This is a genomic window from Moorena sp. SIO3I8 (assembly GCF_010692325.1).
Taxonomy (GTDB): Bacteria; Cyanobacteriota; Cyanobacteriia; order Cyanobacteriales; family Coleofasciculaceae; genus Moorena.
Genome location: NZ_JAAHHW010000026.1, coordinates 1 through 22,582, shown reverse-complemented (window position 1 = coordinate 22,582; position 22,582 = coordinate 1). Strand labels below are relative to the sequence as shown.

Below are 22,582 nucleotides of genomic sequence, written 5' to 3'. Positions count from 1 at the left end.
TTTGATTAGACTTAACCTTGGCTAGGTCTAGACTACCTACTTAGATCTAAGTAATTTACTATAACTATGTCACAACCGACTATAGAATCAATCCTTCAAGAAGAACGGCTGTTCCCGCCACCAGCTGACTTTGCCGAGAATGCCCAGATTAAGAGCATGGCGGAGTATCAGCAACTTTATGAACAAGCCAAAGCTGACCCCGAAGGGTTTTGGGCCCAGCTTGCCGAACAAGAACTAGACTGGTTTCAAAAGTGGGATACCGTATTAGATTGGCAACCTCCCTTTGCCAAGTGGTTTGTTGGTGGGAAGATTAATATTTCTTACAACTGTCTTGACAGACACCTCACTACCTGGCGTCGGAATAAAGCTGCCCTGATTTGGGAAGGGGAACCGGGAGACTCCCGCACCCTAACCTATGCCCAGTTACACCGGGAAGTTTGCCAGATGGCAAATGTGATCAAACAACTGGGAGTGAAAAAAGGCGATCGCGTTGGCATTTATATGCCCATGATTCCCGAAGCTGCTATTGCCATGCTGGCCTGTGCTAGAATTGGTGCTCCCCACACGGTTGTTTTTGGTGGCTTTAGTGCTGAAGCCCTCAAAGACCGACTGGTAGATGCTCAAGCTAAATTAGTAATTACTGCTGATGGGGGCTGGCGCAAAGACAAGATTGTTCCTCTCAAGATCCAAGTTGATAAAGCCTTAGAGAATAATGGCGCACCTACAGTAGAAAACGTCCTAGTGGTAGAACGCACCAAGCAAGGGATTGACATGGAACCAGAACGAGACCACTGGTGGCATGACTTGCAACCGGGAGCATCTGCGGATTGTCCAGCGGAACCCATGGATAGTGAAGATATGCTCTTCATTCTCTACACTAGCGGTACCACAGGTAAACCGAAAGGGGTTGTTCACACTACTGGTGGCTATAACCTCTACACCCACATGACTACCAAGTGGACCTTTGACCTCAAAGAGACCGATGTCTACTGGTGTACTGCTGATGTCGGCTGGATTACCGGACACAGTTACATTGTCTATGGTCCATTGTCCAATGGTGCTACTAGCCTCATGTACGAAGGGGCTCCCCGTCCTTCCAATCCCGGTTGCTTGTGGGATGTAGTAGAAAAATATGGAGTCACTATCTTCTACACTGCTCCCACTGCTATTCGTGCCTTTATTAAGATGGGAGACCAGCATCCCAACGCCCGTGATTTATCGTCCCTACGTATCCTAGGAACTGTGGGTGAACCGATTAACCCAGAAGCCTGGATGTGGTACCATCGGGTGATTGGAGGAGAACGTTGTCCCATTGTCGATACTTGGTGGCAAACTGAAACCGGTGGCTTCATGCTCACCCCCTTACCCGGTGCTACTCCCACTAAACCCGGTTCCGCTACCTTCCCCTTCCCAGGCATTATTGCTGATATTGTAGATTTAGACGGCAATCCAGTTGGAGAGAATGACGGTGGTTATTTAGTGATCAAACATCCTTGGCCAAGTATGATCCGTACTGTCTATGGGGATGATGACCGTTTCCGCCGCACCTATTGGGAACACATTCAACCAAAAGATGGCCAATACTTCTATTTTGCTGGAGATGGTGCCAGAAAAGACTCCAATGGCTATTTCTGGGTTATGGGTCGTGTCGATGATGTGTTGAATATCTCTGGTCACCGCTTAGGAACCATGGAAGTGGAGTCAGCACTGGTTTCTCATCCTTCTGTAGCTGAAGCCGCCGTAGTCGGTAAACCTGATGAGGTAAAAGGGGAAGATGTCTTTGCCTTTGTGACCTTAGAAGGGACTTATAGCGCTAGTGACGAACTCAAGCAAGAACTAAAGCAGCACGTGGTCAAAGAAATTGGTGCGATCGCACGTCCTGGTGACATTCGCTTTACTGATGCTTTGCCCAAGACTCGTTCCGGAAAGATTATGCGACGGCTATTGCGATCGCTAGCTGCAGGTCAAGAGGTTGCTGGAGATACGTCCACTTTAGAAGACCGCAGTGTTTTGGATAAGTTACGGGAAGAGGCTTGAAAACCAGGCTTCACGTAAATAGTCAGCTATCAGCCATCAGCTTATGGGTTACCTCACAGGCTAGAAGCCTGTGCCACGCTACTTGAGGTGCTTTTGAATCAAATTAGCTGACGGCTGACTGCTGACTGCTGAATGCTTACACTTACTCTTTTACAATAATCGGAATCATGGCTGTCTTATGTTGAAAGTATAAGCAATCAGTAGGTGGATAAACTTTGAAGATGATGATACCTTTAATATCCTTTTCTGGAACACCTGCTTCAATAAGATAAGGAACTTGAGTTTCATTGAAAAGAGCTTCCCAGGAATCGTATCTATTCTTGAGAACTCCTGTTGACGTCAAATTACAATAGCTTAAAATTCCACCCTTCTTAAGCAGGGGATAAACCTTTTTGATAAATGGAAATTGGTGGGTGTGTTGTTCATCTGCATTCAAAGGATAAGTATCATAGAAAATACCATCAAATGATTGATCACTAAATGATTCTAATACATCACATGCTAAGCCCAAGATAGGGGTTACTTTATTAACTGCACTGTTTTGGAAATCAATCAATCGTTTAAAAACATCGTCATTGGCTTCTATAATCACATGTTCTTCTGGAGCATAAGACTGAATAGCATGAGCCGATATTCCCAAGCCAAAGCCACATTCTAAGATCCGACCACCATGGCGAGTGACTAACGCCGCAAAAGCCCCCATATAAGGGGTTTCCCAACGTTCCATAACCGGATGTCCTTCGATCACCAATTTTTCATCGGTTAGGACTTCTTTTTGAGCAGACCATCGTTGGGGATCCGCGCTTGTTTTTAACCCTTGATAACCGCTTTCAAAATTCATAGTCTTGACGTCTTGACACTCTTAACTGGTAATTACTATTGTTAGTTTCTAACCACAAATCGGTTGATAGTTTAAATTTGGAAAATAATCTTCACACCCACCTTTTCGGCGAATGTCCCAAGTTGCACAATGAAAAGACCCCCCAAATTCAAAGACATGTCTAAAGGGTAAAGGAAAAACCTCAAATCCATGCTTATCCAACAATTCTTGGAGAGGTTTTTCTCTTTCCTCACAGATAACCTTTGTCGGTGATATACTCAGAACATTCATTGACAACCACTTACTGGACTGGCAAAACATTGGCATTTCATCATTCGAGCAAGTCGGTTGAGGAACTGTGATAAACTCCCAGCCATTGTCTTTAAATATCTTCTCCTCCTCTTCCCGTATAGGTCTTTCAGGGTTTGTCAAAATAAGACCTGGTCGCAAAGGAACAAACGTACAGTCAATGTGTGAGGGGAAAAAATCAAGGGGAAAATGAACAGGGTGAACCCGAAATCCTCTTGGTTCTAGGTGCTTTTTTAACCACCGAATTCCTGTTCTATTTGTTGTCATCGATTCCTGAACTAATATATCCTTTCCTAATCGGCTACAGTCAGCTGCATCAAAAATAACTTCATCTTGTGTAATACAAAATTCAAAATCATGCATACGCTTAAATCTTTCTTCTAAAGACAGCTCCCAGAAATTCTCTAGATACATACTATCCTGCATAGTCGGTTTAGGCGCAGCATTCCAAATCATATGGTCGTCTTTATTCCAATATTCATAGACTAATTTCCGGTAAGGTAAGTATTCAAAAAATCTTGCTCTCTTCGACATAGTCGCTTCCAGTATTTCATTACCAAAGGTAATCATGACATCCCGAGGACAGACTCCACAGTATTGATTAGCAACTTCAAAGTAAGGGGTTTTTATAGATTTTGTAAAATCAAATTTTTCTGGTCTTATTACTATCACATCGTGGTCTTTTAATAAATAAGCCAGTCCATTTAATTCCTCATTAGCTTTTTCAAGGACTTTAGGGTCTTTAGGTCCACTGGGGAAAGGAATGATTTCCGCTAAATTCTGATCTCTTAATTTCGGATGATTCCCTGGTTCTTTTGGTTCAAAGCTAGCGTAGTCTGCAATTCCTACCACCATTTCTTCCAATTCATCCCATTCATTCCAGGAATTAACAATTTTTTCCGACATTTCTGATCTCCTTATCTATAACGTACTAGCTAAATTTTGCGCGTTGCCTAAATGCGGAATGATTTTAATAGTTTTGTATAATGGGCATCTTGCGTGGAACTGGCATCTTGCCAGTTTCAATCTGTGGAATGGGCATCTTGCGTGGAACTGGCATCTTGCCAGTTTCAATCTGTGGAATGGGCATCTTGCTGGTTCCAATCTGTGGAATAGGCATCTTGCTGGTTCCAATCTGTGGAACTGGCATCTTGCTGGTTCCAATCTGTGGAATAGGCATCTTGCTGGTTCCAATCTGTGGAATGGGCATCTTGCTGGTTCCAATCTGTGGAACTGGCATCTTGCCAGTTTCAATCTGTGGAATGGGCATCTTGCTGGTTCCAATCTGTGGAATAGGCATCTTGCCTGTCCCTTGATCTCTTGGGGCGGGCAGGATGCCCACTCTACTCCTATTCATTCCAAGATTCCGCAACGCCAAGTTTTGGGCGTTGGATAAATGCGCGATAATGTTAATAGTTTTTAGGCGCGCTTTCCAGTGGCCGGGTTCCCCGGCCTTGGGTCGCACCTGTGGAATGGGCATCTTGCCGTGGAATGGGCATCTTGCGTGGAACTGGCATCTTGCCAGTTTCATGCTTATTTTCGGTTCAAATAGCTTTTAGGAGAAGCACCCCTAAAAAATACAGATGATGCTGTTATCAAAGTTTAAATCCATAACAGCTGACAGAGTTTCCCTTCAGCCACGGCAAAAATCAAATTGAGTATAAGTAGAGTACCTACAAATACAGAATCAATTTTTTGACATTTATCATTTGAATTTAAAACAACTTTTTTTATTTTTAAGAACAGGTTAAAACAGATCATCACAAATTTGCTTGCACTTTTCAAGCAAATTTACATTTTTTTACAAAATGCTCAATTTATTTCTAGATTTTCTTAATATTATATATAGTTGATTGTAAAACATAATAAGTAGTCAACTTGATACGATATGACTAGTATTTTTATTGATAGATGATAGTCAACCGTTAACTGTCAACTATCAATAAAAATCGCAAAAACTCGTTCACGTAACACATTTATTATTCTTAAATAAATTTTTTATACAATTACTTGACAAAACACCAATTTATATCACCTCAAATCCCAGCACCCTAACCCAAGATAAATAACAAGACCATTTCACCAAAAAGACTGACCACGAATAAATTCATGGTGTCGCCGTTAATGCCCTAACTAATAGGTGCACCATTTCGCCCCTCCCAAACTGATGCGCGATGATTTGTCATCACCAGGACTTACGCAACCTATCTATTTCTAGGGTGCGTAAGTCCTGTTCATATCAAAAAAATTAATCATGAAATTTGTCTTTTAAAGCTTGATCAAACCCTTGATCAAACCTTTGTATACTAGACCTAAAGAAGCCAAAATCTCAAACTATTCTCGAAAATCCTTTTCTGTGGCCTGTTGTCTATTTTCTCTTTCTCCAAAACCTTTACTTCTAGACAGAGGAGCTGCAATCCGTAACACCTTCTCCAGTAATGAAGGAAAGAAACGCTGACACCACACAGCTAAATGACTTTGCCATCCCACTAAAATTTCCGATGAGTTTTTCTCCAGTTTGGAAACTAACACCTTAGCGACTTGTTGGGGAGTCATCGGCAACACCCAGCGAAACAACTGTAATCCTCGCGCCATATCAGTATCTGTTAACGATGGCAGTAAAGCGATTACCCGGATATTTTCTCGCGCTAACTCTCCCCGTAACGCTTGAGTAAAACCAACAATCCCAAATTTGGTAGCGGAATAGCTTGCCATCGTCGGTGCTGCCACCTTACCCATCAAACTAGAAACATTCACAATAGTGCCTTCTCGTCGTGCTGCCATGCGTCGCCCAATTAAACGAGTCATCGTGTACATACCCATTAAATTCGTGGCGATTTCTTCCTGAGGTGCGACCCGTGGCGAATTTAATTCGCCAAGGTCAAGCGCACCTAAAAATTTTGCAGTTTGGATTCTAGAAAAGGAGCTTGATGAGCAACGCCTACACTAACAACAGCAACTCTCAACTGCAATATTTATTAACATAAACCTATTGTTTTTTACATTTATATACGAAAAATTAATACATCGATTAGGATGAATCAGTCAGTCAATATTGCTTAAATCCCTTGCCAAATCGAGCATTGAGTCATTTTATGCCTGAATCTTATTTTTTTGTTCAACAATAAAAAATATGAGAAAATTAACAAAGTGTTCAGGTAGATTGAAAAATTCCGCTCATCCTAGACTTGGCTAGTCGTGGCATGAGCGGGTCATTTGGTTCAAGTAGATTAAAAATATCCGCTCATCCTAGACCTGGCTAGTCGTGGGATGAGCGGGTCATTTTCCAATCAGTATCAAATAACTAGTAAGTACACAAGTACAACAATTACACACAACTGTGAATGCCGATAGAGGGAAGAGTTGCCAAAATGAACTCACCCCCCACCGAGAATAGCATTACACAGTAGCATTACATAGTAGCATTACACAGTCATGATGTCTTTTTCTTTAGCCGCGAACACTTCATCAACTTTTTTTGTGTATTTATTCGTCAACTTCTGAATCTCCTCCTGCAAATCCCGTGACTCATCCTCAGAGATTTCCTTATTTTTTTCCTCTTTTCGGACAGAGTCAACGCCATCACGACGGATATTGCGAATCGATACTCGACCTTCCTCCGCAAACTTACTTGCCATTTTGACAAATTCTTTACGACGCTCGCTAGTGAGTGGAGGAATATTTAACCGCACAACTTCACCATTGTTGTTCGGAGGCAAATCCAGATCCGAAAGAGTAATGGCTTTCTCGATCTGGCTCAGCATACTTTTGTCGTAAGGTTGGATGGTGATTGTACTAGCGTCTGGCGTGTTGATATTAGCCAAAGATTTCAGGGGGGTTGGGGTACCATAGTACTCAACCATCACCCGATCCAATAGACTAGTACTGGCGCGACCCGTTCTAATGGTATTGAACGCCCGTTGAGTGGCCTCAACAGCTTTCTGCATACTGGTTTCGACATCAGCTAATTTCACAGGAACCTCCCACTATTGTTCCAACAGTTTCTCCCATAACAGCGCGGTGAATATTACCCCGCACCCTTAGATCAAATACCATAATTGGGAGGTTATTCTCTTTACATAATGCGATCGCAGTACTATCCATCACCCGCAAATCCTGACTTAGGACATGGCTGTAAGTCAGGCTCTGATACCGTCGGGCATTAGGATTCAGGTTAGGATCACAATCATAAATACCATCAACTTTAGTTGCCTTAAATATTACCTCAGCATCGATTTCTGCCGCTCGTAAAGCAGCCGTAGTGTCAGTGGTAAAGAATGGATTACCACTACCTGCACCAAAAATTACCACTCGTCCTTTTTCCAGGTGGCGAATGGCACGACGCCTGATATAGGGTTCTGCCACTTCCTGCATTTCGATTGCAGTTTGCACCCGTGTCGGGATATCGTTTCGTTCTAGAGCATCTTGCAAAGTCAAGGCATTCATCACTGTCGCAATCATACCGATATAGTCAGCAGTTGCCCGATCCATCCCCCCCGCTGCAGCTTTGAGTCCGCGAAAGATATTGCCACCACCGACAACGATTGCCATTTGAACACCTTCATTCAAAACGGCAGCGACTTCAGCTGCTATTTCCTGAACCACTTCCGGTGAGATGCCGTAGCCCAAATTGCCCATCAAGGCTTCACCGCTCAATTTTAGTAAAACCCTTTGGTATTTTATCCCCATGCCACGACTCTTTGTTATGAAATTGTTATCCACATCAAGATAACAGTCAAATTTGTCATTCGTCATGGGTCATAGCTGATCGCTGATCCCTGGTCGCTCATTTTTAATCCCAGCTTAAGGATTATCGCCACTGAATAGGACTACCAGTTACCTTAGTTGATTGTGGTGAAATGTCTTGCCCTGCTAAAAGAGACGCGATCGCACTGTGTAAGTAATCGGCTTGTACTGCGTCACCATCTTTTGGATTATCATCAATCTATCCATTATAGCATACAATTCCATTATTGTCAATTAAAAATGCCTCAGTGGTTTTCTGGGCACCAAAGCTGTGAGCTACATCTTGAGTTGGATCCCAAAGGTAAGGAAAATTCAATTGCTGATCTTGGCAGAACTGCTTCATCTCCTCAAAACTCTCTGCGGGGTACTGATAAACATCATTGGCATTAATGCCCACTAGGGTAAAACCTTGATGTTCAAACTGGTCTTGAATGTGTTTGAGTCTTGGGATGTAGCAATTGACATAGGGGCAGTTGTTGCCTAAGAAAATAACTCCCACTCCTGAGAAATGTTCTAAGTAACGGCAGAGATGGTGAACCTGCTCATCAGTTCCCGGCAATTCAAAATCCGGAGCATAACTGCCAATGGTGATGATGATGTTTTCTATAGTCATGGGTGATGGGTGATAGGTGATGGGTGATGGGTCAACCCCCTTTAGCATGGAAGCTTTGCTTAAGGGGAGATGATGCGATCGCCAATTAGCTCATAGACGAATTTAGCATCAAGGGTAAATTTCCCGACCCAATTCTACATCGAGCCTATTGACCTGCTCAGAATCTAAAAGAGCTTCTGGAGCATTTTGGCAACCTCTACCATAGGTTGTCGTGGCTGAATAGGCAATCCGTAAAATCACCACTCCTGCAGCTGACGATTTACCAGAGTTAGCCGAGTTTGTTACACAATGTAAAGGTAAATATGGCATAACTTGGGATTTTTTGAGCATGTCCTCCTCTTTCACAGCCCCAATCAGGGATCAGATTGAAACAAAAACCTGGATGTGGCAGGGCTTTTCGATTGGGTATAAAGCTTACGGTAATTCTGGACCAGCTGTGGTGATGGTGCATGGCTTTGGGGCATCTTCCGGACATTGGCGCAAGACCTTGCCAGTGTTGGGGGAAACCTGCCGATGTTATGCCATTGATTTGATTGGCTTTGGCGCTTCAGCTAAACCAACTCCTGGTATAGAGATAGACTATACCTTTGAAACCTGGGGGCAACAAATTGCGGATTTCTGTCGGGAGGTGGTTGGTGGTCCGGCATTTTTAGTCGGAAACTCTATTGGTTGTATTGCCCTAATGCAAACCGCTGTAGATAATCCAGAGCTAGCCAAAGGAGTCGCCCTGCTCAACTTTTCTCTACGACTACTCCATGAGCGTAAACGGGCTGAACTCCCTTGGTATCAGCGTCTTGGCGCACCAGTACTTCAACGATTCTTAAAAATTAAGTGGGTTGGCCAGTATTTTTTTAGTCAGCTGGCTAAGCCTAAAGTAGTGCGTAATATTCTGTTGCAAGCCTACTGTCGTCCAGAAGCCGTAACTGATGAACTGGTTGATCTAATCATGGCACCAGCAGCTGATCCCGGTGCAGCTGATGTTTTTATTGCCTTTACTAGCTATTCTCAAGGACCACTACCAGAAGACCTGATCCCAATTTTGCCTTGTCCTGCCATCATACTATGGGGCACCGAAGACCCTTGGGAACCCATTGACTTAGGACGAGAATTAGCGAAATTCCCGACGGTAGAAAAGTTTATTCCTTTAGAAGGTTTGGGCCATTGTCCCCAAGATGAAGCACCAGAGATAGTCAACCCGATTTTGCTCAATTGGATTGGGGAAAATCAGGTTTAAGGTTACCCAGTTTAAGGTTACACAGTTGAAGGTTGAAGGTTGAAGGTTAGTGGGTTGAAGGTTGAAGGTTAGTGGGTTGAAGGTTAGTGGGTTGAAGGTTGAAGGTTAGTGGGTTGAAGGTTGAAGGTTAGTGGGTTGAAGGTTGAAAGTTTAAGGTTTAAGGTTGAAGGTTAGTGGGTTGAAGGTTGAAAGTTTAAGGTTTAAGGTTGAAGGTTAGTGGGTTGAAGGTTGTTCGCGTAGCGTGGCCGAAAGGCCAAGGTTTAAGGTTTAAGGTTGAAGGTTTAAGGTTTAAAGTTTAAGGTTTAAAGTTTAAGGTTGAAGGTTGAAGGTTACCCAGTTACAATCGCGATCGCAAATCCCCCAACACCTTCCCAACGCCACTAGTACTCTTAACCCAACACCTAACCCCTAAAACCATTACCGTAACATTCAACGGTCAACCCTTTAACAACCTTGGCCTTTGGCCACGCTACGCGAACAAACGTCAACCCTTTAACAACCTTGGCCTTTGGCCACGCTACGCGAACAACCGGTTAACCTTCAAGGGGTTAACCTTGGCCAAAAGGCCACGCTACGCGAACAACTTTCAACCTTGGCCAAAAGGCCACGCTACGCGAACAACTTTCAACCTTCAACCTGTTAACCTTAAACCCTTTAACAACCTTGGCCAAAAGGCCACGCTACGCGAACAACCTTCAACCGTCCTTGACTGCTACTAGCTCTAATCGATAGCGATAGAGAGCCACAGGTTTTTCCAAGGCTTTAAAGTAATCGGGGTCTTGTGGTGACAGATAAACTGCTGTGACTTGGTCAGCCTTAATCATCGGACTAGGTGATTTATAGAACTGATATGCTGTTGTGGTTTCTACTTCGTTGAAAAAAGGTCGGCGAGTACCGCGAAAGACTTGGTTGACAACTTCTGTGGCAATAAACTGATCCGGAGCTGGTATTTCAGAAGCGCGACCAGTAATCACTGAAACTAGTTGGCTCCCGGTGCGCAGAAGGGTAACCTGACGATTAGGGGAATTGGGGTCTACTTTGACAGCTCTAATTATGGGATCGCCTAGGTAAGCCCTAGCAATATTCAACCCATTGAACGCTCGGTCAGCAACCACGTCTTCAGCAACCACCTCTGAGGTAGGTTTTAATACTGATAGATTTTTTCTATAACGTCTAGTTCTAAAGGGAATAAACCAATCCCCAAGTCCTGAGCTTGATTTCCCAACTTGTTGAAACCGCACCAGAAAACTAATGGGCTCCTTGAGATGACTGCGATTACCTTCAAATCCTGGGGTGACTATTTCTGGTGCTAGAGGTGCTATCTGCTCGATCAGAGTGCTGGTAACTTTCCAAGTCCCCTTGATCCAAGTGGGATATACCAAATCCCCCGTCGCCGCTGTGACTGGCGGTTTGCTTTTCCAATCGGGAAACTGACCTAAACGCTGAGCTAACTCTCCTGCCTGAGCCTCACCACCAACCAGGAGCAAGGTTAACACCAGACATAATCCCAAAATTCTTCTCACACCACAATTCCTCTCACCTTAGACTTGTAAGCTATCTTGCCGGTAAGGCAGGTCACCCCATCTAAGCGGTGAATCAAAGCAAGAGGGGAGTGCTGACCATTACCATTTTAACTTTGGGTGTCTGCGCTGTCGGTGTTTCCACTGAGATATCCTGTTATATATCCTTTAGCCTAATCCAGGGCTAACTGTCAACTAGAGTTCACTCTCGCGAAAACTGTCCAAAATCTGTAGAGTTCTTGATAATCGATGATTTCACTTACTTTTACTTCAATTACTGGTAATTAAAAATTAATCTTACCAGCTTACCATAGAAAGCTTGAAACTATGTGGCTATATCAAAAAGATTTAGTTAAGTTAATATAAATTAACCGGAACAAAGTTAATCAGTAATGTTAATAATAAAAGTGTATATATAATACTAGTGTATATACTTATATCTTAATAAAGGCTTCAAGATTTCAGTTAAGGTCACCAGCCTGATGTTTACCAAACCCTGACTCATAGTACTATTCCCCTCAGTATTGTGATTCAGTGTAATTCAGTGTGATTCAGTGTGATTCAGTGTGATTCACTCCTAAGCAGCTGATACCCCAGGGTGCATCTGACCTCAGCTTAAAAACAGACGTATTAGGAAATTGCTAATCTCATCCTGTAGTTGACTAATGCATTTTGGAATTCAGGATAGCCGATTAAAAACGATATTACCCATGAGCCAAATCAAATTAGCTGTGAGTCAAATCAGCCAGTCCCTGGCAGCCGTATCTTTGTTGGTAGCCCATATTGGTGTCATGCCAACTCAAGCCCAGCCCATTCAAGCCGATGGTAGCACTCCGACCCAAGTCACCCTCGATGGCAATCAATTTGACATTGATGGTGGCATCCGCTCTGAAGATAATCTCTTTCACAGCTTTCAGGAGTTTGGTCTAGACCAAGACCAAATTGCTAACTTCCTATCTCAACCGGATATACAAAACATTCTGAGTCGGGTCACCGGTGGTAATGCTTCTGTGATCAACGGTCTAATAAAAATCACAGGGGAGGGCAACCCTAGCCTGTTTTTAATGAACCCAGCAGGGATAATTTTTGGTGCTAATGCCCAGCTGAATGTCCCCGCTTCATTCACCGCAACTACGGCGACTAGGATTGGCTTTGGTGATGACAATTGGTTTAATGCCTTTAGTGCCAATGAGTACTCTACCTTAGTCGGTACACCCAGTGCCTTTGCGTTTGATACATCCGAGACACCGGGACTAATTTTTAATGAGGGTATAGAAATCCTAGAAGGAAATAACCTGACTTTAATCGGTGGTACTGTCATCAACACCAATCAACTGGAGCTTCCAGAAGGAACAATTACTATAGCTGCTGTGCCTGGGGAAAGTTTGGTAAAAATTAGCCAGCCAGGAAGTTTGCTGAATTTGGAAGTTGAACCCCTAACCTCAAATCCCTCCACACCAGAACAATCTTTTACACCGCTCTCTTTACCGAAGCTATTAACCGGGGATGGTGTCAGTCATGCCACAGAATTCACGGATAATGGTGATGACACCGTGACCTTGACTAGTTCTGGCATCACTATAGCGCCTGGGGATGTAACTGTTAAGGACCTAACAGCACCAAGGGCAATCCTGTCTGCTAATAATAACTTGACTCTCAAGGAAAGCCAGCTATCTAGCACCGGGGACTTAAGCCTATTGGCCAAGAATACGGTACTGATCAGGGACACAACAGATAATTCCTTCCAAGCTGTAGCAGGAGGAAACCTCAAGATTCAGGGGGATGGGGGCATTGATATCCTAGCACTGAAGAATCCCAACACCCGCTTCCAGAGTGGTGGCAACTTGACATTGGTCAGCGATGGCAATATCTCTACAGATGCTCACTTTGCCAGTGGCGGTAATTTCTCAATTGAGAATTTAGCTGGTCAACCAGGTAACTTTTTTAGCGTCCAAGACCCAATTATCACTGCTGACGGAGATGTTAGGTTTGGGAATTACACAGGCTCTTCTCTTAAAGTAGAGTCCACAGGCAATATTGAAGGTGGCAATATCAAAATCACTGCACCAGATACTGGGCTAGCAGATTTAGACCCAGATTCAGCTTCAGAGATTGGCCAATCAGATATTAATATTTTAAGAAGTAGCCGTGCCGTGATTTTAAGGGCGGGTTTGAATAAAGATGAATTGAGCAATCAAGTTGCGGTAAATTCTGGAGATGCTTCATCTCAAGTTACCGACAATTCTGGAGATGCTTCATCAGGCAGTATCACTATTGGTAATATCGACACCAGTGTTAATACTAATGATGATGCTCTTGTAATTGAAGGTAATGCTGGTCCTGTAATCTTATCTGCTCAAGGTGACATTATTTTTCGCAATATAAATAGTGATGTTATAAATGATGTTACCCAAATAAGAACCACAGAAAGAAATGGTAATAATTCTGGTAATGTATTTTTGGAAACTAAAAATGGCTCTATTAAGATAGAGGGAGAAAAACTCGATATCAACACTGAGGTTTCAGGGGGTGGTAATGCTGGGAAAGTAACGTTTCAGGTTCCAAATTTAGATAATCTCGTAGATATTATCGACTCGGATAAGTTGAAGATCACGACAAGAGCTCGGGGTAGTGGTGATGCTGGTGATGTAGAGTTTGTTAGTCAGGAAGAGTTCAGCCCAGAGCAGGAAATAAAAATAAGAGATCAAATCCCGGAAGATATAGATTTGCAGGCTTCCGTTGAAGAGAGGGATGGGAATTTGAATATTAGGCTTTCCCCCACAGATACTAATACAAAAGAGGAAACAAACCAACAAAACGACACAAACCAACAAAACGAAACAAACCAACAAAACGAAACAGACCTTATAGAAGAAACCGACCTTATAGACAATCGTGAACCCGACCTTATAGACAATCCTGAAACCGACCCTGAACCTAACCTTAAGCCTATCTTGGACGAAGGTGATGGAATTGTTAAAGACAAACCCTCTGACACAAGGGAGTCCAACACTAGAAACAATGGTGACCAGCCTGTCGTTTCCACTCCTGGCAAGACTATAAGTGACACCCAAGAGCCCTCTAGCTCAGACCCTGGTAGTTCAGACCCTGGTAGTTCAGACCCTGGTAGTTCAGACGCTAGTAGTTTAGGACCTGGTAGTTCAGAACCTGGAACCCCTACTAATTCATCTCAATCAAATTCCCCAACTGAGGAGGTTTCACCTGAAACTGACCCAGTTTATTTAATTGAAGAAGCCTTCACCAAAGAATATCAGTCACACTTTCAGCGATCGTTCAAGACCAAAATCAACACTCAGAATGATGTCCGCAATCGGACTCGGGAGCTTGAGAGGGAGACAGGGCTAAAGACTGCGGTGATTTACGTCAGTTTTGTCGAAAACTCTAGTACCTTACCAGGCACTCGATGTCAAAGTCCCTCAATCCCTGTTTCCAAAATCGACCGACGGTTTGGTTACCGACTCTCTGAGGTGCCTCAAGCACCAGAGCGTTGCTTACCAAAACCAAACGACCAGCTGGAACTGTTGGTGATCACCGCTGAAGGTAATCCAATTCTGCGGCGAATCAATGGTGCCAGTCGTGATCAAGTCCTAGCTGTGACTAATAGATTTCAGCGATCGCTTAGCAATCCCGACAGCTTGGATGCCAAAGCCCACCATTACCCAGCTGAGCAAATTTATCAATGGATCATAGGGCCCTTGGAGAAGGACTTAAATAACCGCAAGATTCAGAGCCTAATATTTGCTATGGATGAGGGTTTGCGCTCCCTACCTATAGCAGCTATCTACGATGGGCAACAATATCTGGTTGAGAAATATGGTGTTAACTTGGTGCCTAGTCTGAGCTTAACCTATTCTCGTCACACAGATGTGAGACCCTTCCGGGTTCTGGCAATGGGAGCATCGAAATTTCCTTATCAACAGCCTTTGCCTGGGGTAGAAGTGGAGTTAACCACCATCACTGAAAAACTGTGGAAAGGTCGCTCTTTTCTCAACGAAGCCTTTACTCTGGACAATTTAAGGGCTCAACGACAACAGCAGCAATATGGGATCATTCACCTAGCCACCCATGCAGAGTTCAACTCGGGAACTCCTAACGATTCCTACATTCAGATGTGGAACTACAAACTAAGGCTGTATGAAATGCAAAATCTGCTTTATGAGCCATCGGTAGAGTTGTTGGTACTCAGTGCTTGTCGAACTGCTTTGGGCAATCGAGAAGCGGAGTTGGGTTTTGCTGGGTCAGCCTTTCAGGCAGGAGTTGACTCGACTTTGGCAACCCTTTGGTATGTCAGTGATCAAGGTGCTCTGGGGCTGACTACTGAGTTTTACCGTCAGTTGAGAAAGACATCGAGTAAAAGTGAAGCTTTGCGACAGGCACAGTTAGCGATGATTCAAGGCAATGTGCGTATCGAGAATAATCAGTTATATGGCTCGGGCAAGAACATCTCGTTACCGCCAGAATTGTCAGGAGCAGGAAAACAAAGCTTTTCTCATCCCTACTATTGGGCTGCTTTTACCCTAGTTGGAGATCCGTAGTGAATACCAATTATTCACTGCTCATAATTTTGATAAGCAGTAACAATCCTCTGAACGAGGGGATTACGGACAACATCCTTATTGGTGAGTTCGCAGAAAGCAATACCTTCTACAGATCTTAAAATTTTTAGGGTTACCGCTAATCCTGAGGGTTGGTTGCTAGATAAATCGGTCTGGGTGAGATCACCAGTGACTACCATCCGAGAACGTGAACCCAAACGAGTCAAAACCATTTTCATCTGGGCTGGTGTGGTATTCTGAGCTTCATCAATAATCACGAAGGCATTATTGAGGGTGCGACCTCGCATATACGCTAGGGGAGCCACTTCAATAATGCCCCGTTCCATTAAATTGGCAGTCTTCTCTGTATCAATCAGTTCATGGAGAGCATCATAAAGGGGGCGCAAATAGGGATTAATTTTCTGCTGCAAGTCTCCTGGTAAAAAGCCAAGTTTTTCACCAGCTTCTACCGCTGGTCGTGTCAGAATCAGCCGTTCATATTGATTATTTAGTAACGCCTGAGCGGCGATTACCACAGCTAGGAAAGTTTTGCCAGTGCCTGCTGGTCCCACACAGAAGGTGAGGTCATGGCTTAGTACAGCTTTGATATACTGCCGTTGCCGGAAGGTTTTAGCTCGGATTACCTCACCCCGGCGAGTATGAGCCAGCACATCTTGATGTAAATCTTGTAATTCATCCTGTCGCTTAGTATCTAAGGCATGAATTGCAGTTTGGATGTCTACTCCTGTAATCCTTTTACCTTCGATCCAATAAATTTTAAGCGATCGCACTAGGGATGATACCCGCTCCACCTGTTTCTGGGTGCCAGAAATCAATAACTCTTGCCCTCGCAGCACCAGATGCGCACCGGTTTGCCGTGATAGGGTTTTCAGGTTTTCTTCCTGGTCTCCAACCAAGGCGATTGCACTTTCTGGGCTGGGTAGCTCAATTGTTTTGGATACTTCACTCAAGGTTTATCAACTACAGGCTTGCTGTCTCAACTATCGAAGTTAACTGGTAACTTAAAGTAACTTAATAGACAACTCAATCTACCAATCTTGACCAATCTTCAAGGTTTCCTGCCATTGGTAATGAGAGGTACAGCAGCCGGATGTTCTTCACCCCCTTTTCTCCATTGTCCTCTCATTACCCAAACCTTCAAAACTATTGCAATAGAGAACTTAGGAGGGAAATCTTGGAGTTACTCTAGGTCTGGCAACTCGGCGAGGTAAATTTCTTCTGACAATGGTTCTACGACTAGGGCCATTGTCTCGACGAGGGCTACTACCTGAGCCTGAGCCTTCATAGATATCCAAATAAACAGTTTGGCCAGCAGCTTGGGCTGCTGCTTTAATTACTGTCCGAATCGCTTGAATATTGCGACCACCCCGACCGAAAACTCGCCCTTTATCCTCTCCATTAAAAGCTAGTCGAATCCAGACACGCTCTTTCCCATTTGATTTCTCACAGTCTACGCTGAGGGAGTCTGGTGATTCCAAGAACGGCTCGATTAAAAATCTCACCAGTGCTGAATAATCTGGGTCATCATCTCTAACAGAAGCAGATAGGATTTCAGGTACGGATTTGTTCAAAAACATTAGCTTTTTGCAAGATATTACGCACGGTTTGTGTTGGCTGAGCTCCATTTTTGAGCCACTTCACTATTGCTGGTACATTCAGCCTCGTTTCATCATTTCTTGGATTATAGAATCCCAGTTCTTCTAGAGGACGCCCATCACGGCGTGCACTGCTGGGAATTGCCACTATTCGATAGCTTACTTCACGCTTTTTACCGAATCGTTTTAATCTGATTTTGATCATTGTACCTAATTAATTCACCTGTTTGATTTTAAGCGATCTTTGGGGGTTTGAAAGTGAACAGGTTGAATTGTGAAGATTGTAACTGACTCAGCAGGCAAGCCGCTACCTGTTCACAATCTTCTCAGCTACCCTACTGCGCACGCCTCAGGGAACGGGCTAACCTTCAGGCTAACCTTCTTCTGTGTCACCTTTTACCGCGTTACCTTCTACCAGCTAACCTACCCTATGGGAACGCCAAAGGCGAACAACAGGCTAACCTACCCTACACCGAACGCCAAAGGCGAACAACAGGCTAACCTTCAGCGTAACCTTGGCCAAAAGGCCACGCTACGCGAACAACTTTCTAACCTTGGCCAAAAGGCCACGCTACGCGAACAACCTTCTAACCTTCTACTGGCTAACCTTCTACTGGCTAACCTTCTACTATAATTGCCCAAATCCCTTCTTCTTCTTAGCTTTTTTCTTTTTCTTGCCAGAGCCACTACCACGCCAACCAGGTAGATTACGAGGATTTCCACCACCCATACCACCTAACATACCACCTAACCCCCCCATGGCTGGCATCTGACCTTGACCCATTTGCTGCATGAGCGATCGCATTCTGGTAAATTCACTCACCAGACCCCTGACGTCTTTTTCCGTATGACCAGAACCTTGGGCAATGCGGCGGCGGCGGCTCGGAGAGCTAGCTAATAAATCTGGGTTACGACGCTCCTCAGAGGTCATGGAGCTAATCATAGCTTCGGACTGCTTGAGCTTGGTTTCCCCTTGTTGAAGTTGAGAAGAACTGAGTTTGCCCATCCCTGGAACTAGTTTCATCAAGCCACCAAGGGATCCCATGTTCTTTAATAGGCGCATCTGCTTCAAGAAATCGCTGAAGTCAAATTTTGCTTCCAGCATTTTCTGTTGCATCTGTTCAGCATCAGCGATGTCAATCTCTTCCTGGGCTTTCTCAACCAAGGTCAGTACATCCCCCATACCCAGAATCCGGGATGCCATGCGGTCTGGATAAAATGGTTGTAGTGCCTCGACCTTTTCCCCAACCCCAACAAATTTAATCGGCTGACCTGAAATTTGCCTGACTGAAAGGGCAGCACCACCACGACTATCCCCATCAAGTTTGGAGAGAATTGCCCCAGTAATGCCGATTTGCTCATGGAAGGTGCGGGTCAGGGTTGCTGCTTCCTGACCAGTCATGGCATCTACCACTAGTAGGGTATCGTGGGGTTGGACGGTTTCTTTGATGCGGGAGAGTTCTCCCATCATCTCTTGGTCGATTTGCAGTCGTCCCGCTGTATCGATAATTACCGTATCGATAGCCATTGCTTTTGCCCGTTCTACCCCTTGACGAGCAATGTCTACTGGGTCAGCTTCTGTACCTAACTCAAACACAGGTACATCAATTTGTTGACCGAGGGTGACTAATTGATCAATGGCTGCGGGTCGATACACGTCTGTAGCCACTAGCAAACAGCTACGTTCTTGCTTACGCAGATGTAAAGCGAGTTTTGCACTAGCCGTAGTTTTACCAGTACCTTGTAGACCAGCCATTAGCACAACTGTTGGTGGGGTGTCTGCTTGGGCTAGGGGAATATTGGTTTCCCCCATCACTTGCACCAGTTCGTCGTAGACTATTTTGATGAACTGCTGGTCAGGGCGAACACCTGATATGACTTCACTGCCTTGTGCTTTCGCTTCTACTCCAGCAACGAAATCTTTGACTACTTGTAGGTTGACGTCTGCTGATAAGAGGGCGCGACGCACTTCTTTTAGGGCGTCTTGGATGTTAGAACTAGAGATCTTGTCCTGACCCCGTAGTTTTTTCCAAGCATCTTCTAAGCGTTCGGCGAGAGCATCAAACATACGTCAATTGTCAATTGTGATGGTTTTGTTTTTATGGTTACTTTACTGAGTCGCCAGAGTTTTGATATACCACACCTCTTAGCTACACACCTTACTAGCATAGCGCTTTTGGGGATTTTAGTTCAATCTGGTTGGTAAGCATTTAGCCCTGGGCTATTCGTGAAATTTCTTGAAATGGTTAAAATCAAGGCATGACTTAAGAGCTACTGCGGAATTCGGTGAGCGCGTGAATCAACTTTCTGTGCAGAAGATTAGGGCTAGTGTTTCTGTATGCCAACTTCCACCACCCTTAAAACCGCCAGATGTATTGCGGGTAATTGTTCCGAGTGGAACCTTGCGTGAGGTTGATGCTTTCAATCGGGGGATTGAGATTTGGCGAGCACGTGGCTACCATGTTCAATTACCACACAACTGGAACGCTAGGGAAGGTTACCTAGCTGGGACTGATAGTCAGCGACGCCAACAGTTGCTCGAAGCGTGTCTTGACCCCAAATGTCGCGGCATTCTCTGTGCTAGAGGAGGTTATGGTAGCGCTAGACTTCTGGAAGACTGGACATGGCCAGAACAGTTGAAGTGGTTGATTGGTTTTTCTGATATTACTGCTTTACTGTGGAGTCTTGGTCAGATAGGGGTTTCCGGTGTTCATGGTCCGTTATTGACTACTATTGCTGGTGAACCGGAATGGTCACTCAATCGATTGTTTGATTGGGTGGAAGGACGACCCATAGCTCCCTTGAAAGGGGTTGGTTGGGGAGGTGGTAAGGTTTCTGGTGTGTTGCTACCAGCTAATCTTACGGTCGCTACTCATCTGCTCGGTACACCCCTACAACCTTCATTATCAGGAGTTATTCTTGCTCTCGAAGATGTCACCGAGGCTCCCTACCGCATTGACCGGATGTTGACTCAGTGGCGCATGAGTGGTGCAATGGCCGGGGTGAAAGGTATTGCCTTAGGGCGGTTTAGCCGTTGTGCTCCTCCCAAGGATGTTCCTAGCTGGAGTGTGGAGGAAGTGTTGCGCGATCGCATTTGGGATCTGGGTATACCGGTTGTCTCTGACTTGCCTTTTGGTCACGATGGGGTTAACGCTGCCCTTCCTGTCGGACAGCTGGTTGAACTAGATGCTGAGGCCGGGAGCTTGAGTTGGGTTGGAGGTTAGCAGGTTAGCAGGTTAGCAGGTTAGCAGGTTAGCAGGTTAGCAGGTTAGCAGGTTGCAGGTTGGAGGTTAGCAGGTTGGAGGTTAGCAGGTTGGAGGTTAGCAAGTTAGCAGGTTAGCAGGTTGTTCGCGTAGCGTGGCCTATTGGCCAAGCTGGAAAGGTTGTTATTCCCTTTGTTTCCATCACCTTTTAACGTTCGCGTAGCGTGGCCTTTTGGCCAAGGCACTACCTTCGATTGTAACTTATTATTAACACTTTTTTAATCTTCTCAAATCAGGAGAGTAAACGGAATACCAGCATGATAAGCTGACAAATACACTTAAAAAAGTATAATAGGATAGATGCCATATGGCTGGGTCAACCCAGGTTCCTTATTTGTTGAGGGCGGCTCGTGGTGAGAAGTTAGAGCGCCCCCCTGTGTGGATGATGCGACAGGCAGGTCGTTATATGAAGGTTTATCGCGATTTACGGGATAAGTATCCGAGTTTTCGCGAGCGCTCCGAAAACCCAGACATCGCGATTGAGATTTCTCTACAACCCTGGAAAGCGTTTAGACCAGATGGAGTGATTTTGTTCTCAGATATATTAACTCCATTGCCAGGGATTGGTATCGATTTTGATATAGTCGAAAGTAAAGGGCCAATCATTAACCAACCGATCCGTACCCAGGAACAAATTGACCAGCTACATCTGTTGGATTTAGAGAAATTTGGGTTTATCCGGAAAATTTTGAAGGCGCTACGGGACGAAGTGGGCAATGACGCAGCAGTGCTGGGCTTTGTCGGTGCTCCCTGGACTTTGGGCGCTTATGCCATTGAGGGTAAAAGTTCTAAAAATTACTCCATCATTAAAGGGATGGCCTTCTCACAACCAGCTATGCTACACCAATTCTTGGGTAAGCTAGCTGATGCGATCGCTATCTATGTCCGTTACCAAATCAATAGCGGTGCTCAGGTAATACAAATGTTTGACTCTTGGGCAGGTGAACTGAGTCCCCAAGACTACGAAACCTTTGCCTTACCCTATCAGCAGCGAGTAGTAAAGCAGGTTAAAGCCACTCACCCAGATACCCCCTTCATTCTCTATATCAGTGGTAGCGCTGGAGTGCTTGAACGCATGGGACAGTCGGGGGTTGATATGGTCAGCGTAGACTGGACCGTAGACATGGCAGAAGCTAGAGCAAGATTGGGTGATAAGATGAAAGTTCAGGGCAATATCGACCCAGGAGTGCTGTTTGGGTCACAAGCTTTTATCCGCGATCGCATTGTCGATACTATTCGCAAAGCTGGCAACGAAGGTCATATCTTAAATCTCGGTCATGGTGTTTTACCCGGAACTCCAGAAGATAACGTTAGATTCTTCTTTGAAACTGCCAAACAGGCAGATCAATTAATGGCTGTTCATGCATAATAGTCGATAACACAACAGAGAGTAGCAATCTAGTACATGATTAGCGTTACGCATGGGTAACATACCCGCATGTTTTCAACAAAACTCCTCTGGGAATGTGGTACAATGCCCCTATGCAATAACCAAGCAATAACAGTATTAGGCTTGACATCCAGATAATCTTCTACAAGAGTGGGTAGCCTGTGAAAAGGTAACTGAGTAAAGCCATCAGTTTTAAATCTCCCGAAAATAACGGAGTAGAGTAACAAAGTTGTCACCTCAAATTCAATATTAGGTTGGGTTCCAGCCGATTTGAAGCCTGTGGATAGGGTGCTGCCGACAGTCCTAGTTGAACAAAATGTCTCGCGCAGTCCCCACCTATAATCTTCGATTTAGGTGGGGTTAGCGAGACCAACAAAAAACACTACCTTTTCTTATTCTTTTGGCAATTCTAGATTAATCATATTTGTGTTAATATAATTTAATAGCCTCTAGAGTGGGGTGTGACTAGACCATGGGT

19 protein-coding genes and 1 pseudogene are annotated in these 22,582 nt (G+C 44.5%); 8 read left to right on the top strand and 12 right to left on the bottom strand.

Going from position 1 to position 22,582, the window contains the following annotated elements; translation table 11 throughout:
- The first annotated feature begins 66 nt into the window (after positions 1-66).
- A complete protein-coding gene (acs, locus tag F6K51_RS12830; RefSeq protein ID WP_293020829.1) occupies positions 67-2,037 on the top strand; it encodes an acetate--CoA ligase in 1,971 nt (656 codons plus the stop codon).
- Positions 2,038-2,179: 142 nt separating this feature from the next.
- Here the strand turns inward: acs and F6K51_RS12825 are convergent, their stop codons facing one another.
- Both F6K51_RS12825 and F6K51_RS12820 read right to left on the bottom strand, forming a co-directional pair.
- Positions 2,180-2,878 (bottom strand): class I SAM-dependent methyltransferase, encoded by a 699-nt coding sequence (locus F6K51_RS12825; protein ID WP_293020828.1) that lies wholly within the window; start codon positions 2,876-2,878, stop codon positions 2,180-2,182.
- 48 nt (positions 2,879-2,926) lie between these two features.
- A complete protein-coding gene (locus F6K51_RS12820) occupies positions 2,927-4,072 on the bottom strand; it encodes a glycine amidinotransferase (protein WP_293020827.1) in 1,146 nt (381 codons plus the stop codon).
- A 58-nt stretch (positions 4,073-4,130) separates the two neighbouring features.
- On the opposite strand from F6K51_RS12820, the gene F6K51_RS12815 reads away from it, so the two are divergent.
- Positions 4,131-4,562 carry a hypothetical protein gene (locus F6K51_RS12815; RefSeq protein ID WP_293020826.1) on the top strand — a complete coding sequence of 144 codons (432 nt, stop codon included), beginning with the start codon at positions 4,131-4,133 and terminating at the stop codon, positions 4,560-4,562.
- Positions 4,563-5,500: 938 nt separating this feature from the next.
- Here the strand turns inward: F6K51_RS12815 and F6K51_RS12810 are convergent.
- The 5 genes and pseudogenes from F6K51_RS12810 to F6K51_RS12790 all read right to left on the bottom strand — a co-directional run bounded on the left by F6K51_RS12810 (position 5,501) and on the right by F6K51_RS12790 (position 8,855).
- Entirely contained in the window at positions 5,501-5,974 is a 474-nt protein-coding gene (locus F6K51_RS12810; protein WP_365939955.1) for an SDR family NAD(P)-dependent oxidoreductase, read from the bottom strand.
- Between the two features lie 617 nt (positions 5,975-6,591).
- Complete coding sequence (frr, locus tag F6K51_RS12805) at positions 6,592-7,140, bottom strand: ribosome recycling factor (RefSeq protein WP_293020825.1); 549 nt, start codon at positions 7,138-7,140, stop codon at positions 6,592-6,594.
- Positions 7,127-7,855 (bottom strand): UMP kinase, encoded by a 729-nt coding sequence (pyrH, locus tag F6K51_RS12800; RefSeq protein ID WP_293020874.1) that lies wholly within the window; start codon positions 7,853-7,855, stop codon positions 7,127-7,129. Before pyrH ends, frr begins: the two co-directional genes overlap by 14 nt.
- Before the next feature lie 121 nt (positions 7,856-7,976).
- Positions 7,977-8,525: pseudogene (locus tag F6K51_RS12795) on the bottom strand (thioredoxin family protein).
- Positions 8,526-8,633: 108 nt separating this feature from the next.
- Positions 8,634-8,855: a hypothetical protein gene (locus tag F6K51_RS12790; protein WP_293020823.1), complete on the bottom strand. Its 222-nt coding sequence runs from the start codon at positions 8,853-8,855 to the stop codon at positions 8,634-8,636.
- Here F6K51_RS12790 and F6K51_RS12785 point away from each other — a divergent pair.
- Entirely contained in the window at positions 8,854-9,759 is a 906-nt protein-coding gene (locus F6K51_RS12785; protein WP_293020822.1) for an alpha/beta fold hydrolase, read from the top strand. The two genes, F6K51_RS12790 and F6K51_RS12785, sit on opposite strands and share 2 nt — an antisense overlap.
- Before the next feature lie 554 nt (positions 9,760-10,313).
- Positions 10,314-10,478: a hypothetical protein gene (locus tag F6K51_RS12780; protein WP_293020821.1), complete on the top strand. Its 165-nt coding sequence runs from the start codon at positions 10,314-10,316 to the stop codon at positions 10,476-10,478.
- On the opposite strand, the gene F6K51_RS12775 is transcribed toward F6K51_RS12780, so the two are convergent.
- The gene (locus tag F6K51_RS12775; RefSeq protein ID WP_293020820.1) at positions 10,455-11,282 is read right to left on the bottom strand and encodes a DUF6816 family protein; all 828 of its coding nucleotides are present in this window, start codon (positions 11,280-11,282) and stop codon (positions 10,455-10,457) included. The two genes, F6K51_RS12780 and F6K51_RS12775, sit on opposite strands and share 24 nt — an antisense overlap.
- Positions 11,283-11,989: 707 nt before the next feature.
- Between F6K51_RS12775 and F6K51_RS12770 the strand changes: the two genes are divergently transcribed.
- Complete coding sequence (locus tag F6K51_RS12770; RefSeq protein ID WP_293020818.1) at positions 11,990-15,835, top strand: CHAT domain-containing protein; 3,846 nt, start codon at positions 11,990-11,992, stop codon at positions 15,833-15,835.
- A gap of 14 nt (positions 15,836-15,849) precedes the next feature.
- Here the strand turns inward: F6K51_RS12770 and F6K51_RS12765 are convergent, their stop codons facing one another.
- From F6K51_RS12765 to rpsP, 3 genes are all read right to left on the bottom strand, one after another.
- Positions 15,850-16,806, bottom strand: a complete 957-nt coding sequence (locus tag F6K51_RS12765; protein ID WP_293020817.1) for a PhoH family protein — start codon at positions 16,804-16,806, stop codon at positions 15,850-15,852.
- Positions 16,807-17,016: 210 nt separating this feature from the next.
- On the bottom strand, positions 17,017-17,433 hold the full coding sequence (locus tag F6K51_RS12760; RefSeq protein ID WP_075895580.1) for a KH domain-containing protein: 417 nt from the start codon (positions 17,431-17,433) through the stop codon (positions 17,017-17,019).
- Positions 17,408-17,656, bottom strand: coding sequence for a 30S ribosomal protein S16 (gene rpsP, locus F6K51_RS12755; RefSeq protein WP_071102122.1), 249 nt, complete (start codon positions 17,654-17,656; stop codon positions 17,408-17,410). Before rpsP ends, F6K51_RS12760 begins: the two co-directional genes overlap by 26 nt.
- A 69-nt stretch (positions 17,657-17,725) precedes the next feature.
- Between rpsP and F6K51_RS12750 the strand changes: the two genes are divergently transcribed.
- On the top strand, positions 17,726-18,085 hold the full coding sequence (locus F6K51_RS12750; RefSeq protein WP_293020816.1) for a hypothetical protein: 360 nt from the start codon (positions 17,726-17,728) through the stop codon (positions 18,083-18,085).
- Here F6K51_RS12750 and ffh read toward each other — a convergent pair.
- Positions 18,080-19,519, bottom strand: coding sequence for a signal recognition particle protein (gene ffh, locus F6K51_RS12745; protein ID WP_293020815.1), 1,440 nt, complete (start codon positions 19,517-19,519; stop codon positions 18,080-18,082). The two genes, F6K51_RS12750 and ffh, sit on opposite strands and share 6 nt — an antisense overlap.
- A 226-nt stretch (positions 19,520-19,745) precedes the next feature.
- Here ffh and F6K51_RS12740 point away from each other — a divergent pair, with 226 nt between their 5' ends.
- Together F6K51_RS12740 and hemE are read left to right on the top strand one after the other, a co-directional pair.
- Positions 19,746-20,675, top strand: a complete 930-nt coding sequence (locus F6K51_RS12740) for an LD-carboxypeptidase (RefSeq protein WP_293020814.1) — start codon at positions 19,746-19,748, stop codon at positions 20,673-20,675.
- Between the two features lie 346 nt (positions 20,676-21,021).
- Positions 21,022-22,083, top strand: a complete 1,062-nt coding sequence (gene hemE, locus F6K51_RS12735; protein WP_293020813.1) for a uroporphyrinogen decarboxylase — start codon at positions 21,022-21,024, stop codon at positions 22,081-22,083.
- The last annotated feature ends 499 nt before the right edge of the window (positions 22,084-22,582 follow it).

Excerpts from the sequence above, each read along its gene's own strand:
- rpsP (WP_071102122.1), bottom strand. The coding sequence starts at position 17,656 with ATGATCAAAATCAGATTAAAACGATTCGGTAAAAAGCGTGAAGTAAGC.
- F6K51_RS12785 (WP_293020822.1), top strand. The coding sequence starts at position 8,854 with ATGTCCTCCTCTTTCACAGCCCCAATCAGGGATCAGATTGAAACAAAA.
- F6K51_RS12790 (WP_293020823.1), bottom strand. The coding sequence starts at position 8,855 with ATGCTCAAAAAATCCCAAGTTATGCCATATTTACCTTTACATTGTGTA.
- F6K51_RS12760 (WP_075895580.1), bottom strand. The coding sequence starts at position 17,433 with ATGTTTTTGAACAAATCCGTACCTGAAATCCTATCTGCTTCTGTTAGA.
- acs (WP_293020829.1), top strand. The coding sequence starts at position 67 with ATGTCACAACCGACTATAGAATCAATCCTTCAAGAAGAACGGCTGTTC.
- F6K51_RS12820 (WP_293020827.1), bottom strand. The coding sequence starts at position 4,072 with ATGTCGGAAAAAATTGTTAATTCCTGGAATGAATGGGATGAATTGGAA.
- ffh (WP_293020815.1), bottom strand. The coding sequence starts at position 19,519 with ATGTTTGATGCTCTCGCCGAACGCTTAGAAGATGCTTGGAAAAAACTA.
- F6K51_RS12825 (WP_293020828.1), bottom strand. The coding sequence starts at position 2,878 with ATGAATTTTGAAAGCGGTTATCAAGGGTTAAAAACAAGCGCGGATCCC.
- F6K51_RS12770 (WP_293020818.1), top strand. The coding sequence starts at position 11,990 with ATGAGCCAAATCAAATTAGCTGTGAGTCAAATCAGCCAGTCCCTGGCA.
- F6K51_RS12815 (WP_293020826.1), top strand. The coding sequence starts at position 4,131 with ATGATTTTAATAGTTTTGTATAATGGGCATCTTGCGTGGAACTGGCAT.
- F6K51_RS12810 (WP_365939955.1), bottom strand. The coding sequence starts at position 5,974 with ATGACTCGTTTAATTGGGCGACGCATGGCAGCACGACGAGAAGGCACT.
- pyrH (WP_293020874.1), bottom strand. The coding sequence starts at position 7,855 with ATGGGGATAAAATACCAAAGGGTTTTACTAAAATTGAGCGGTGAAGCC.
- hemE (WP_293020813.1), top strand. The coding sequence starts at position 21,022 with ATGGCTGGGTCAACCCAGGTTCCTTATTTGTTGAGGGCGGCTCGTGGT.